The 14,125-nt window shown below is 55.8% G+C and carries 12 protein-coding genes; all 12 read left to right on the forward strand.

Annotated features, from left to right (window positions below):
- The first annotated feature begins 458 nt into the window (after positions 1 to 458).
- The 12 genes from nuoA to nuoM all read left to right on the forward strand — a co-directional run bounded on the left by nuoA (position 459) and on the right by nuoM (position 14,119).
- Complete coding sequence (nuoA, locus tag F3J26_RS01925) at positions 459 to 905, forward strand: NADH-quinone oxidoreductase subunit NuoA (RefSeq protein WP_008459773.1); 447 nt, start codon at positions 459 to 461, stop codon at positions 903 to 905.
- Positions 906 to 920: 15 nt separating this feature from the next.
- Positions 921 to 1,595: an NADH-quinone oxidoreductase subunit NuoB gene (gene nuoB / locus F3J26_RS01930; protein WP_008459774.1), complete on the forward strand. Its 675-nt coding sequence runs from the start codon at positions 921 to 923 to the stop codon at positions 1,593 to 1,595.
- Between the two features lie 86 nt (positions 1,596 to 1,681).
- The gene (gene nuoC, locus F3J26_RS01935) at positions 1,682 to 3,493 is read left to right on the forward strand and encodes an NADH-quinone oxidoreductase subunit C/D (RefSeq protein ID WP_008459775.1); all 1,812 of its coding nucleotides are present in this window, start codon (positions 1,682 to 1,684) and stop codon (positions 3,491 to 3,493) included.
- A gap of 2 nt (positions 3,494 to 3,495) precedes the next feature.
- Complete coding sequence (gene nuoE, locus F3J26_RS01940; protein WP_166990931.1) at positions 3,496 to 3,996, forward strand: NADH-quinone oxidoreductase subunit NuoE; 501 nt, start codon at positions 3,496 to 3,498, stop codon at positions 3,994 to 3,996.
- Entirely contained in the window at positions 3,993 to 5,339 is a 1,347-nt protein-coding gene (nuoF, locus tag F3J26_RS01945) for an NADH-quinone oxidoreductase subunit NuoF (protein WP_039305072.1), read from the forward strand. Before nuoE ends, nuoF begins: the two co-directional genes overlap by 4 nt.
- A 169-nt stretch (positions 5,340 to 5,508) precedes the next feature.
- The gene (gene nuoG, locus F3J26_RS01950) at positions 5,509 to 8,232 is read left to right on the forward strand and encodes an NADH-quinone oxidoreductase subunit NuoG (protein ID WP_166990934.1); all 2,724 of its coding nucleotides are present in this window, start codon (positions 5,509 to 5,511) and stop codon (positions 8,230 to 8,232) included.
- Complete coding sequence (gene nuoH, locus F3J26_RS01955; protein ID WP_008459779.1) at positions 8,229 to 9,206, forward strand: NADH-quinone oxidoreductase subunit NuoH; 978 nt, start codon at positions 8,229 to 8,231, stop codon at positions 9,204 to 9,206. The genes nuoG and nuoH overlap by 4 nt, the downstream gene beginning before the upstream one ends.
- Positions 9,207 to 9,220: 14 nt before the next feature.
- Positions 9,221 to 9,763 carry an NADH-quinone oxidoreductase subunit NuoI gene (gene nuoI, locus F3J26_RS01960; RefSeq protein WP_008459780.1) on the forward strand — a complete coding sequence of 181 codons (543 nt, stop codon included), beginning with the start codon at positions 9,221 to 9,223 and terminating at the stop codon, positions 9,761 to 9,763.
- 10 nt (positions 9,764 to 9,773) lie between these two features.
- On the forward strand, positions 9,774 to 10,331 hold the full coding sequence (gene nuoJ / locus F3J26_RS01965; RefSeq protein ID WP_008459782.1) for an NADH-quinone oxidoreductase subunit J: 558 nt from the start codon (positions 9,774 to 9,776) through the stop codon (positions 10,329 to 10,331).
- Entirely contained in the window at positions 10,328 to 10,630 is a 303-nt protein-coding gene (nuoK, locus tag F3J26_RS01970; RefSeq protein WP_008459783.1) for an NADH-quinone oxidoreductase subunit NuoK, read from the forward strand. The genes nuoJ and nuoK overlap by 4 nt, the downstream gene beginning before the upstream one ends.
- Positions 10,627 to 12,468 (forward strand): NADH-quinone oxidoreductase subunit L, encoded by a 1,842-nt coding sequence (gene nuoL / locus F3J26_RS01975; RefSeq protein ID WP_008459786.1) that lies wholly within the window; start codon positions 10,627 to 10,629, stop codon positions 12,466 to 12,468. Before nuoK ends, nuoL begins: the two co-directional genes overlap by 4 nt.
- A gap of 121 nt (positions 12,469 to 12,589) precedes the next feature.
- Positions 12,590 to 14,119: an NADH-quinone oxidoreductase subunit M gene (nuoM, locus tag F3J26_RS01980; protein WP_166872195.1), complete on the forward strand. Its 1,530-nt coding sequence runs from the start codon at positions 12,590 to 12,592 to the stop codon at positions 14,117 to 14,119.
- Positions 14,120 to 14,125: the final 6 nt, after the last annotated feature.

Here is a 14,125-nt window from a genome sequence, read left to right on the forward strand (position 1 = left end):
GCGCAAAAACTTCATGCAAAGGCCAGGTAATGTTAAAAAACGCATAACAATGTTGCTTCTTTTTGAAGTGGATTAACAAAAGCGTGTCTCAGATCAAGAAAATACTCCCTCTTGGGGGGAGGAATAGTTGTAATTTCCTGCCAAAATATAGGGGCTGTTTATTTTTTCACACGGAACGGACACGATTCACCCTCATCTAAATCTGGTCTTTACGCGAGTGTTGATGAGTTTTAACGCATTAAATGTTAATGAATTGCTGTCGGTGTAAATTAATGTGTGGATACTTTTGTTAAAGTTGACAAAAGGTTATAGAAAGGAGTAAAAAACCCCATCAATTGGCTGCCTACGTATTATTTCCGGTAGTTATTGTACGGTTGATTGTTCCTCCCCATGAATCGATGTGGCGTTCATCTGCCAACAAGAGCAGAGACTTTGGCGCCACTTTTGATGAGTAAGCAATGAGTATGTCAACATCCACTGAAGTTATCGCTCATCACTGGGCGTTCGCTGTCTTTCTTATTGTCGCCGTTGGCCTGTGTTGTTTGATGCTTGTCGGGGGCTGGTTCCTTGGCGGACGAGCTAAGGCACGGCACAAAAACACCCCCTTCGAGTCGGGCATCGACTCCGTTGGTACGGCGCGTCTACGTCTCTCCGCCAAGTTTTACCTGGTCGCCATGTTCTTCGTTATTTTTGACGTGGAAGCCTTGTATCTCTACGCGTGGTCAACTTCTATCCGTGAAAGCGGCTGGATTGGCTTCGTCGAGGCCGCAATTTTCATTTTAGTGCTACTGGCTGGTCTGGTTTATCTGGTGCGCGTTGGCGCTCTGGATTGGACTCCTGCGCGTTCGCGTCGTGAGAAAATCAACCCGGAAACAGACAGTCTCACTAACCGTCATACGCAGTAATAGCGAGGCAATAAGATGGACTATACGCTCACCCGCATAGACCCCAACGGTGAGAATGACCGTTACCCCCTGCAAAAGCAGGAGATCGTAACCGATCCCCTCGAACAAGAGATTAACCGCAGCGTTTACATGGGCAAGCTCGAGCATGCTATGCACGATGTGGTGAACTGGGGTCGCAAAAACTCAATCTGGCCATACAACTTTGGCCTTTCCTGCTGCTATGTAGAGATGGTGACCTCGTTTACCGCTGTACATGACGTGGCGCGTTTCGGTGCAGAAGTTTTACGTGCTTCTCCTCGTCAGGCTGACCTGATGGTGGTGGCCGGTACCTGCTTCACCAAAATGGCTCCGGTAATTCAGCGCCTTTACGATCAGATGCTGGAGCCGAAATGGGTCATTTCCATGGGCGCCTGCGCTAACTCTGGCGGCATGTACGACATTTATTCCGTTGTGCAAGGTGTCGATAAATTTATCCCGGTTGATGTGTACATCCCAGGTTGCCCGCCGCGTCCGGAGGCTTACATGCAGGCGTTGATGCTGTTGCAGGAGTCTATCGGTAAAGAGCGCCGCCCGCTGTCGTGGGTCGTTGGCGATCAGGGCGTTTACCGCGCCAACATGCAGTCCGAGCGTGAGCGTAAGCGCGGCGAGCGCATCGCGGTCACCAACCTGCGGACGCCGGACGAGATTTAATTAGCGCCTGCGGTCAGTGAGCGTCTTTGTATATCAATAATATAAAAACAAAGACACTGAACGCAGTCACCACAGAACCATTTGCAATGGTGAGAACTATGACCGATTTAACCGCGCAAGACGCCGCTATGCCAGCCTGGCAGACAAGGGATCACCTGGATGATCCGGTCATTGGCGAATTGCGTAACCGTTTTGGGCCGGATGCCTTTACCGTTCAGCCAACCCGCACCGGGGTGCCCGTCGTTTGGGTTAAGCGTGAACAGTTACTGGAAGTGGTCGATTTCCTTAAGAAATCACCAAAACCCTACGTTATGCTGTTCGACCTGCATGGCATGGATGAGCGTCTACGCACACACCGCAACGGTTTACCGGCTGCGGATTTTTCCGTTTTCTACCACCTGATTTCCATTGAACGCAATCGCGATATCATGCTCAAGGTGGCGTTGTCTGAAAACGATCTCAACCTGCCGACGCTGACCAAACTCTTCCCGAACGCCAACTGGTATGAGCGTGAAACCTGGGAGATGTTTGGCATCACCTTTAATGGTCACCCGCACCTGACGCGCATCATGATGCCGCCGACCTGGGAAGGCCACCCGCTGCGTAAAGACTACCCGGCGCGCGCCACCGAATTCGATCCGTTTATCCTGACTAAACAGAAAGAAGATCTGGAAATGGAAGCGCTGACCTTCAAGCCTGAAGAGTGGGGCATGAAGCGCAGCAGCGAACATGAAGACTTCATGTTCCTGAACCTGGGGCCGAACCACCCCTCCGCGCACGGTGCTTTCCGTATCATCCTGCAGCTGGACGGCGAAGAGATCGTCGACTGCGTGCCGGATATCGGCTACCACCATCGTGGTGCTGAGAAGATGGGTGAGCGTCAGTCCTGGCACAGCTACATTCCGTATACCGACCGTATTGAGTACCTCGGCGGTTGCGTCAATGAAATGCCTTACGTGCTGGCGGTTGAAAAGCTGGCTGGCATCGTCGTGCCGGAACGCGTTGAAGTTATCCGCGTTATGCTCTCTGAGCTGTTCCGTATCAACAGCCACCTACTGTACATCTCCACCTTTATTCAGGACGTGGGCGCCATGACGCCGGTCTTCTTCGCGTTTACCGATCGTCAGAAAATCTACGATCTGGTGGAAGCGATTACCGGTTTCCGTATGCACCCGGCCTGGTTCCGTATTGGCGGCGTTGCACACGACCTGCCGAAGGGCTGGGAACGCCTGCTGAAAGAGTTCCTGGAGTGGATGCCGAAGCGCCTGGATTCTTATGAGAAAGCCGCGCTGCGCAACACCATTCTGAAAGGCCGTTCCCAGGGCGTTGCAGCCTATACCGCGAAAGAAGCGCTGGAGTGGGGCACCACCGGTGCTGGCCTGCGCGCCACCGGTATCGACTTCGACGTGCGTAAGGCTCGTCCTTACTCCGGCTACCAGAACTTCGATTTCGAAGTCCCGGTTGGCGGTGGCATCAGCGACTGCTACACCCGCGTTATGCTGAAAGTTGAAGAGCTGCGCCAGAGTCTGCGCATCCTTGAGCAGTGTCTGAAAAATATGCCAGCCGGCCCGTTCAAAGCGGATCACCCGCTGACTACGCCGCCGCCGAAAGAGCGCACGCTGCAGCATATCGAAACCCTGATCACTCACTTCCTGCAGGTTTCCTGGGGCCCGGTCATGCCGGCCAACGAATCCTTCCAGATGATTGAGGCAACGAAAGGGATTAACAGTTACTACCTGACCAGCGACGCTAGCACCATGAGCTATCGTACCCGTATCCGTACCCCGAGCTTTGCGCACCTGCAGCAAATTCCGGCGGCGATCCGCGGCAGCCTGGTTTCTGACCTGATTGTCTATCTGGGTAGTATCGATTTTGTAATGTCTGATGTGGATCGCTAACTATGCACGATAACCAACAAAACCAGGCTGAAGCTTTTGAGCTGAGTGCGGCAGAGCGTGAGGCGATTGAGCACGAGAAACACCATTACGAAGATGCCCGTGCGGCCTCTATCGAAGCGCTGAAAATCGTTCAGAAACATCGCGGTTGGGTGCCAGATGGTGCCATCTACGCGATTGCTGACGTGCTGGGTATCCCGGCGAGCGATGTAGAAGGTGTGGCCACTTTCTATAGCCAAATATTCCGCCAGCCGGTTGGCCGCCACGTGATTCGCTACTGCGACAGCGTGGTTTGCCATATCACCGGTTACCAGGGTATTCAGTCGGCTATCGAAGCCAAACTGAACATCAAGCCGGGCCAGACTACGTTTGACGGCCGCTTTACCCTGTTGCCAACCTGCTGCCTGGGGAACTGCGACAAGGGGCCGACCATGATGATTGATGAGGACACTCACAGCCATCTGACGCCGGAAGCCATCCCTGACTTGCTGGAGCAGTATAAATGAAGACGATTATTCGTACTGCCGAAACCCATCCGCTGACCTGGCGTCTGCGCGATGACAAACAGCCGGTCTGGCTTGACGAATACCGTAGCAAAAACGGCTATGAAGGCGCGCGTAAAGCGCTGACCGGCATGGCGCCAGATGAAATCGTGACTGCGGTAAAAGACGCTGGCCTGAAAGGGCGCGGCGGCGCGGGCTTTTCGACCGGTTTGAAGTGGAGCCTGATGCCGAAAGACGAGTCCATGAACATCCGTTACCTGCTGTGTAACGCCGATGAAATGGAGCCAGGCACCTATAAAGACCGCCTGCTGATGGAGCAACTGCCGCACCTGCTGGTGGAAGGCATGCTGATTTCCGCTTTTGCGCTGAAAGCATACCGTGGATACATCTTCCTGCGTGGTGAGTACATCGAGGCGGCAGACCACCTGCGTCGCGCGATTGCCGAAGCCACCGAAGCGGGCCTGCTGGGTAAGAACATCCTGGGTTCCGGTTTCGATTTCGAACTGTTCGTACACACCGGAGCCGGGCGTTATATCTGCGGGGAAGAAACCGCGCTGATTAACTCCCTGGAAGGCCGTCGTGCGAACCCACGTTCTAAGCCACCGTTCCCGGCATCAAGCGGCGTTTGGGGTAAACCGACCTGTGTAAACAACGTCGAAACCCTGTGTAACGTCCCGGCTATTCTGGCTAACGGCGTGGAGTGGTATCAGGGCATTGGCGGCGGCATGAGTAAAGATGCCGGCACCAAGCTGATGGGCTTCTCTGGCCGCGTGAAAAACCCTGGCGTCTGGGAATTGCCGTTCGGCACAACCGCTCGCGAAATCCTGGAAGAATACGCCGGCGGCATGCGTGATGGCCTGAAGTTTAAAGCCTGGCAGCCGGGTGGGGCGGGGACCGACTTCCTGACGGAAGCTCATCTCGACCTGCCGATGGAATTTGAAAGTATTGGTAAAGCAGGCAGCCGTCTCGGTACGGCGCTGGCAATGGCGGTTGACCATGAAATTGGTATGGTGCCGCTGGTGCGTAACCTGGAAGAGTTCTTTGCCCGTGAATCCTGCGGCTGGTGTACACCGTGCCGTGATGGTTTGCCGTGGAGCGTAAAAATCCTGCGCGCGCTTGAGCGCGGCGAAGGACAGCCGGGGGATATCGAAACCCTGGAGCAGCTTTGCCGCCATCTGGGTCCAGGTAAAACCTTCTGTGCCCACGCGCCGGGTGCCGTTGAGCCATTGCAGAGTGCGATTAAATATTTCCGCGACGAATTCGAAGCAGGCATTGCCAAACAGGATTACGGAAATCTGCGTGCCATTAATGGTATTCAGCCGAACCTGTTAAAAACGCGCTGGTGATAGACAGCTTTTCACCCTCACCCTAACCCTCTCCCTGAGGGAGAGGGGATAGACCGGTGATTTTCTCCCTCTCCTGGGGGAGAGGGCCGGGGTGAGGGCGAAGGTGGTTCGCACAAGAATTTTTGATTAACGCCTGAAGTTATTCAGGCCAACTGGAAGCATGCTGACTATGGCTACGATTCATGTAGACGGCAAAGAATACGAGGTCAACGGAGCAGACAACTTGCTGGAAGCTTGTCTCTCCCTCGGTCTTGATATTCCTTATTTTTGCTGGCATCCGGCGCTGGGCAGCGTCGGTGCTTGCCGCCAGTGTGCGGTGAAGCAATATCAGAACGCGGAAGACACTCGCGGTCGCCTGGTGATGTCCTGTATGACACCGGCCTCCGACGGGACCTTCATCTCTATTGATGATGGCGAAGCGAAACAGTTCCGTGAAAGCGTTGTGGAATGGTTGATGACTAACCACCCGCACGACTGTCCGGTCTGTGAAGAGGGCGGCAACTGCCACCTGCAGGATATGACCGTGATGACCGGTCATAGCTTCCGTCGCTACCGCTTTACCAAGCGTACTCACCGCAATCAGGATCTCGGTCCGTTCATCTCTCATGAAATGAACCGCTGTATCGCCTGCTACCGCTGCGTGCGTTACTACAAAGACTACGCAGACGGTAAAGACCTGGGCGTTTACGGCGCGCACGACAACGTCTACTTCGGTCGTCCGGAAGACGGCACACTGGAAAGCGAGTTCTCCGGTAACCTGGTAGAAATTTGCCCGACCGGCGTATTCACCGACAAAACGCATTCCGAACGCTACAACCGTAAGTGGGATATGCAGTTCGCACCGAGCATCTGCCAGCAGTGCTCGCTGGGCTGTAACACCAGCCCGGGTGAACGTTACGGCGAACTTCGTCGTATCGAAAACCGCTACAACGGCACCGTGAACCACTACTTCCTGTGCGACCGCGGCCGTTTCGGTTATGGCTATGTGAACCTGAAAGACCGTCCGCGTCAGCCAATTCAGCGCCGTGGTGATGACCTCATTACCCTGAACGCCGAACAGGCAATGCAGGGTGCGGCGGATATCCTGCGTCAGTCGAAGAAAGTGATCGGCATCGGTTCTCCGCGCGCAAGCGTGGAAAGCAACTTTGCTCTGCGCGAGCTGGTTGGCGCTGAAAACTTCTACACCGGTATTGCGGCAGGTGAGCAGGCTCGCCTGCAGCTGATGCTGAAAGTGCTGCGTGACAGCGGTATTCACACCCCCGCGCTGCGTGAAATCGAATCATACGATGCGGTGCTGATCCTGGGCGAAGACGTTACCCAGACCGGCGCTCGTGCTGCCCTGGCTATCCGTCAGGCGGTCAAAGGTAAGGCGCGTGAAATGGCAGCGGCTCAGAAAGTGGCTGACTGGCAGATCGCCGCAATCCTGAACATCGGTCAGAACGCTAAGCATCCGCTGTTTGTCACCAACGTGGATAGCACTCGCCTGGATGATATCGCCGCATGGACTTACCGTGCGCCGGTTGAAGATCAGGCTCGCCTTGGTTTTGCGATTGCCAATGCGCTGGACAGCAACTCTCCGGCGGTTGAACTGGATCGTGACCTGAAAAACAAAGTGGACGTTATCGTGCAGGCGTTGGCCGGTGCGAAGAAGCCCTTGATTGTTTCCGGGACGAACGCCGGTAGCGAAGCGGTGATTCAGGCGGCAGCCAACGTGGCTAAAGCGCTGAAGGGCCGCGGTGCAGACGTCGGCGTCACCATGATTGCTCGCGCGGTTAACAGCGTTGGCCTCGGCATGATCGGCGGTGGCTCTTTGGAAGAGGCCCTGAGCGAGCTGGAAAGCGGCGCTGCCGATGCGGTAGTGGTGCTGGAAAACGACCTCCATCGCCATGCTTCCGCTGCCCGTGTAGATGCGGCGCTGAGTAAAGCCCCTCTGGTAATGGTTATTGACCATCAGCGTACGGCCATCATGGACAAAGCACACCTGGTACTTTCCGCGGCGAGCTTTGCAGAAAGCGACGGGACGGTGATCAACAACGAAGGTCGCGCCCAGCGTTTCTTCCAGGTTTATGACCCGGCTTACTACGACACCAGCGTGACGATGTTCGAAAGCTGGCGCTGGCTGCACTCGCTGCACAGCACCGTGCAGAGCCGTGACGTTGACTGGACGCAGCTTGACCATGTGATTGACGCCTGCGTGAAGGTATTGCCTCAGTTAGCCGGTATTAAAGATGCCGCGCCGGATGCTTCCTTCCGTATCAAAGGTCAGAAACTGTCCCGTTCTCCTATCCGTTCGAGCGGACGCACCGCTATGCGCGCCAATATCAGCGTGCACGAACCGCGTCAGCCGCAGGATAAAGACACGATGTTTGCCTTCTCAATGGAAGGGAACAACAGCCCGCTGGCCGACCGTCAGCAGATTCCGTTTGCCTGGGCTCCAGGCTGGAACTCCCCGCAGGCATGGAACAAATTCCAGGCCGAAGTGGGCGGTCATCTGCGCCACGGCGATCCGGGCGTGCGCCTGATCGAAGCCTCTGAAACGGGCCTGGACTACTTCACTTCCGTGCCGGATACCTTCCACGCGGAAGAGGGCAAATGGCGAATCGCGCCGTACTACCACCTGTTTGGTAGCGACGAGCTGTCCCAGCGTTCTCCTGTGTTCCAGAAGCGTATGGTTGAGCCTTACATCAAGCTGAACCCGGCCGATGCCGCGAAGCTTGGCGTTAACGCCGGAAGCCTGATCTCCTTCAGCTACGAAGGCCAGACGCTGAGTCTGCCGCTGCAGCTGTCCGAAGGTCTGGTTGCAGGGCAGGTTGGTTTGCCGATGGGGATGCCGGGGATTGCGCCAGTGCTTGCCGGTGCTCGTCTTGAAAATCTGCAGGAGGCTGCGCAATGAGCTGGCTGACACCGGAAGTTATCGACATTCTGCTGAGCATCCTCAAAGCGGTTGTCATTCTACTGGTCGTGGTGACCTGTGGGGCATTCATGAGTTTCGGCGAACGTCGTCTGCTCGGTCTGTTCCAGAACCGCTACGGACCGAACCGCGTAGGCTGGGGTGGTTCACTCCAGCTGGTTGCGGACATGATCAAGATGTTCTTTAAAGAGGACTGGATCCCTAAGTTTTCTGACCGCGTGATCTTTACGCTTGCACCCATGATCGCGTTCACCTCGCTGCTGCTGGCCTTTGCTATTGTGCCGGTCAGCCCAAGCTGGGTGGTGGCGGATTTGAACATCGGGATCCTGTTCTTCCTGATGCTGGCGGGCCTGGCGGTGTACGCCGTGCTGTTCGCTGGCTGGTCCAGTAACAACAAATACTCCCTGCTTGGTGCGATGCGTGCTTCCGCGCAGACCCTGAGTTATGAAGTGTTCCTGGGGCTTTCCCTGATGGGCGTGGTGGCGCAGGCCGGTTCCTTTAATATGGCCGACATCGTCAACAACCAGGCACATCTGTGGAACATCATCCCGCAGTTCTTCGGCTTCGTGACCTTTGCGATTGCCGGCGTTGCGGTTTGCCACCGTCACCCGTTTGACCAACCGGAAGCCGAGCAGGAACTGGCCGATGGTTATCACATCGAATATTCCGGTATGAAGTTCGGTCTGTTCTTCGTCGGGGAATACATCGGCATCGTCACCGTTTCTGCGCTGATTGTGACGCTGTTCTTTGGTGGCTGGCATGGCCCGTGGTTACCACCGTTCATCTGGTTCGCGCTGAAAACCGCGTTCTTCATGATGATGTTCATTTTGATTCGCGCCGCACTGCCTCGTCCACGTTATGACCAGGTGATGTCCTTCGGCTGGAAAGTTTGCCTGCCGCTGACGCTAATCAACTTGCTGGTGACCGCCGCGGTCATTCTTTACCAGGCACCATAAGGGGTGAAAAAACCATGACATTGAAAGAGTTAGTGGTTGGTTTCGGCACCCAGGTACGCAGTATCTGGATGATCGGCATGCACGCTTTCGCCAAGCGCGAAACCCGCATGTATCCGGAAGAACCAGTGTATCTGCCGCCGCGCTACCGTGGCCGTATCGTGCTGACGCGCGACCCGGACGGTGAAGAGCGCTGCGTTGCCTGTAACCTGTGTGCGGTAGCCTGCCCGGTAGGCTGTATTTCCCTGCAGAAAGCCGAGATGAAAGACGGTCGTTGGTATCCGGAGTTCTTCCGCATCAACTTCTCACGCTGCATCTTCTGTGGCCTGTGCGAAGAAGCCTGTCCAACCACCGCGATTCAGCTTACCCCGGACTTCGAGCTGGGTGAGTATAAGCGCCAGGATCTGGTGTACGAGAAAGAGGATCTGCTGATCTCCGGTCCGGGCAAATACCCGGAATATAACTTCTATCGGATGGCAGGTATGGCAATCGACGGCAAAGATAAGGGCGAAGCGGAAAATGAAGCTAAGCCTATCGACGTCAAAGGCCTGTTACCTTAAGGAGTCAGGAATGGAATTCGCTTTTTATATCTGCGCCATTGTGGCCGTCCTGACGACCCTTCGGACGATCACTCACACCAATCCAGTGCATGCGCTGCTGTACCTGATCATCTCGCTGCTGGCGATCTCCGGGGTGTTTTTCTCCCTCGGAGCTTACTTCGCCGGTGCGCTGGAGATCATCGTGTACGCCGGGGCTATCATGGTGCTGTTCGTCTTTGTGGTGATGATGCTTAACCTCGGTAACGCGGTTCAGCAGCAGGAACGCGAGTGGCTGAAACCGCAGCTGTGGATTGGGCCTGGCGTCCTGTCTGCAGTCCTGCTGGTGGTTCTGATTTACGCCATCCGCACCGTTAACGACCAGGGTATTGATGGCACGTCCATCGATGCGAAGCAGGTCGGTATCGCGCTGTTCGGGCCTTACGTACTGGCGGTGGAGCTGGCCTCCATGCTGCTGCTGGCGGGTCTGGTCGTTGCGTTCCACCTGGGTCGTGAAGACCGTGCCGGTGAGGTGCTGAGCAATCGCCCTGCTGACATGGCCGTGAGAAGAAAAACGGAGGAGAACGTATGATCCCGCTGCAACATGGACTGATCCTCGCCGCCATTCTGTTCGTGCTGGGACTGACCGGGCTGGTCATCCGCCGCAACCTGCTGTTCATGCTGATCAGCCTGGAAGTGATGATTAACGCCGCCGCGCTGGCCTTCGTGGTTGCCGGCAGCTACTGGGGCCAGGCTGACGGTCAGGTGATGTATATACTCGCGATTAGCTTAGCTGCTGCCGAAGCCAGTATTGGCCTCGCGCTGTTACTGCAGCTCCATCGTCGTCGCCAGAATCTGAATATCGATTCAGTAAGTGAGATGCGTGGATGAACCTTCTCTGGTTAACCATTGTTCTGCCATTGATTGGCTTTTTACTGTTGGCATTTTCCCGCGGCCGCTGGTCAGAAAACCTGTCCGCAACCATCGGGATGGGCTCTGTAGGTCTGGCGGCGGTAGTCACCGCCATTGCTGGGGTTGATTTCTTTAACAACGGGCAGCAGGCGTTCACTCAGCCGCTGTGGACCTGGATGGCGGTCGGTGATTTTAACATCGGCTTCAACCTGGTGCTGGACGGCCTGTCCCTGACCATGCTTTCTGTGGTTACCGGTGTCGGCTTCCTGATCCACATGTTCGCTTCCTGGTACATGCGCGGTGAAGAGGGTTATTCCCGATTCTTCGCCTACACCAACCTGTTCATCGCCAGCATGGTGGTTCTGGTCCTTGCCGACAACCTGCTGCTGATGTATCTCGGCTGGGAAGGCGTGGGCCTCTGTTCTTACCTGCTGATCGGTTTCTACTACACCGATCCGAAGAACAACGCGGCGGCAATGAAAGCGTTCGTGGTGACTCGCGTCGGGGACGTGTTCCTGGCCTTCGGCCTGTTCATCCTCTACAACGAGCTGGGCACGCTGAACTTCCGCGAAATGGTTGAGCTGGCACCGCAGCACTTCGCTGCCGGCAACCAAATGCTGACCTGGGCAACCCTTATGCTGTTAGGCGGTGCGGTCGGTAAGTCTGCACAGCTTCCGCTGCAAACATGGCTTGCGGATGCGATGGCGGGCCCAACCCCGGTTTCTGCGCTGATTCACGCGGCTACCATGGTTACCGCGGGCGTCTACCTGATTGCCCGTACCCATGGCCTGTTCCTGATGACCCCGGAAATTCTGCATCTGGTGGGTATCGTAGGTGCGATCACGCTGGTGCTGGCAGGCTTTGCCGCGCTGGTACAGACCGACATCAAACGCGTACTCGCTTACTCCACCATGAGCCAGATTGGCTACATGTTCCTGGCGCTGGGCGTGCAGGCGTGGGATGCGGCAATCTTCCACCTGATGACCCACGCGTTCTTTAAAGCGTTGCTGTTCCTGTCATCCGGTTCGGTGATTCTGGCGTGCCATCACGAACAAAACATCTTCAAGATGGGGGGTCTGCGTAAGTCTATTCCGCTGGTGTATGTCTGCTTCCTGGTTGGGGGCGCGGCGCTGTCCGCTCTGCCGCTGATTACCGCAGGCTTCTTCAGTAAAGATGAAATTCTTGCCGGTGCGATGGCGAATGGCCACATCAACCTGATGGTTGCGGGCCTGGTCGGGGCGTTTATGACCTCGCTCTACACCTTCCGCATGATTTTCATTACGTTCCACGGTGAAGAAAAAATTCACGCTCACGCAGGGAAGGGGATTACCCACCACCTGCCGCTGGTTGTTCTGCTGGTGCTGTCCACCTTCGTTGGCGCAATGATTGTGCCACCGCTGCGCGGCGTACTGCCGGAAACCACTGAACTTGCGCACGGCAGCGTGCTGACCCTGGAGATCATCTCCGGCGTCGTCGCCATTGCCGGTATCCTGATTGCCGCCTTCCTGTGGCTGGGTAAACGTACTCTGGTGACGTCGCTTGCGAACAGCGCACTGGGGCGTTTCTTCGGTACCTGGTGGTTCAATGCCTGGGGCTTCGACTGGCTATACGACATGATTTTCGTCAAGCCATTCCTCGGTATTGCGTGGCTGCTGCGCCGTGACCCGCTGAATGCTTTGATGAACATTCCGGCAGTTCTCTCCCGCTTTGCTGGCCGTGGCCTGCTGGTGAGCGAGAACGGTTATCTGCGCTGGTATGTTGCGTCCATGAGCATCGGTGCCGTTGTAGTTCTCGGCCTGCTGCTGGTTCTGCGTTAACAGGATTTCTTCCATCCCCCTCTCTCTGTTGAGAGAGGGTCGGAGTGGGGCTTAATACCTCCTCTGGCGCTGGGAAGTGAGCGATGTTTAAGAATTATTTTGACTTAGGGACTCAAACGCCATGCTATTACCCTGGCTAATACTAATCCCCTTTATCGGCGGCTTCTTCTGCTGGCAGACCGAACGCTTCGGCGTGAAAGTGCCTCGCTGGATTGCGCTGATCACCATGGGGCTGACACTGGCACTGTCTCTGCAATTGTGGTTGCAGGGTGGCTATTCTCTGACGCAGTCGGCGGGTTTGCCGCAGTGGCAGTCAGAGTACATTCTGAAATGGATCCCACGTTTTGGCATTGATATTCACCTGGCGCTCGACGGTCTGTCGCTGCTGATGGTGGTGCTGACCGGCCTGCTTGGCGTGCTGGCAGTGCTCTGTTCCTGGAATGAAATCGAAAAATATCAGGGATTCTTCCACCTAAACCTGATGTGGATCCTCGGTGGCGTTATCGGCGTGTTCCTTGCCATCGACATGTTCCTGTTCTTCTTCTTCTGGGAAATGATGCTGGTGCCGATGTACTTCCTGATTGCGCTGTGGGGCCACAAAGCCTCCGACGGGAAGACGCGTATTACCGCCGCGACCAAGTTCTTCATCTATACCCAGGCGAGCGGCCTGGTGATGCTGATTGCTATCCTGGGTCTGGTGTTTGTGCACTACAATGCGACCGGCGTGTGGACCTTTAACTATGCGCTGCTGCTGAAAACGCCGATGTCCCACGGTGTACAGTGGCTGCTGATGCTGGGCTTCTTTATCGCCTTTGCGGTAAAAATGCCGGTGGTTCCTCTTCACGGCTGGCTGCCGGATGCGCACTCCCAGGCACCCACGGCGGGTTCCGTTGACCTGGCAGGTATCTTGCTCAAAACTGCGGCTTACGGCCTGCTGCGTTTCTCTCTGCCGCTGTTCCCTGAAGCGTCTGCTGAATTTGCACCAATCGCCATGTGGCTGGGTGTCATCGGCATCTTCTACGGCGCGTGGATGGCCTTTGCCCAGACCGACATTAAACGCCTGATAGCTTATACCTCCGTTTCCCACATGGGCTTCGTGCTGATTGCTATCTACACCGGCAACCAGCTGGCTTACCAGGGCGCGGTAATTCAGATGATCGCTCACGGTCTGTCCGCGGCGGGTATGTTCATCATCTGCGGTCAGCTTTACGAGCGTCTGCACACGCGTGACATGCGCATGATGGGCGGCCTGTGGAACAAAATTAAATGGCTGCCGGGTCTGTCGATGTTCTTCGCTGTTGCCACGCTGGGTATGCCCGGGACCGGTAACTTCGTCGGTGAATTCATGATCCTGTTCGGCAGCTTCCACGTTGTGCCGGTTATCACCGTGATTTCAACCTTCGGTCTGGTCTTTGCCTCTGTTTACTCTCTGGCGATGCTGCATCGCGCGTACTTCGGGAAAGCTAAGAGCGAAATCAGCGATAAACAACTGCCTGGCATGTCCATGCGCGAGTTCTTTATCATTCTGTTGCTGGTGGTGCTGTTAGTTCTGCTGGGCTTCTTCCCGCAGCCGATTCTGGATACCTCGCATTCTGCGATGAGCAATATTCAGCAGTGGTTTACCAGTTCACTTTCTACTACAAGGCCGTAATTCGCC

Origin of the sequence: Enterobacter sp. Ap-867, assembly GCF_011752855.1 — a bacterium.
Taxonomy (GTDB): domain Bacteria; phylum Pseudomonadota; class Gammaproteobacteria; order Enterobacterales; family Enterobacteriaceae; genus Cedecea.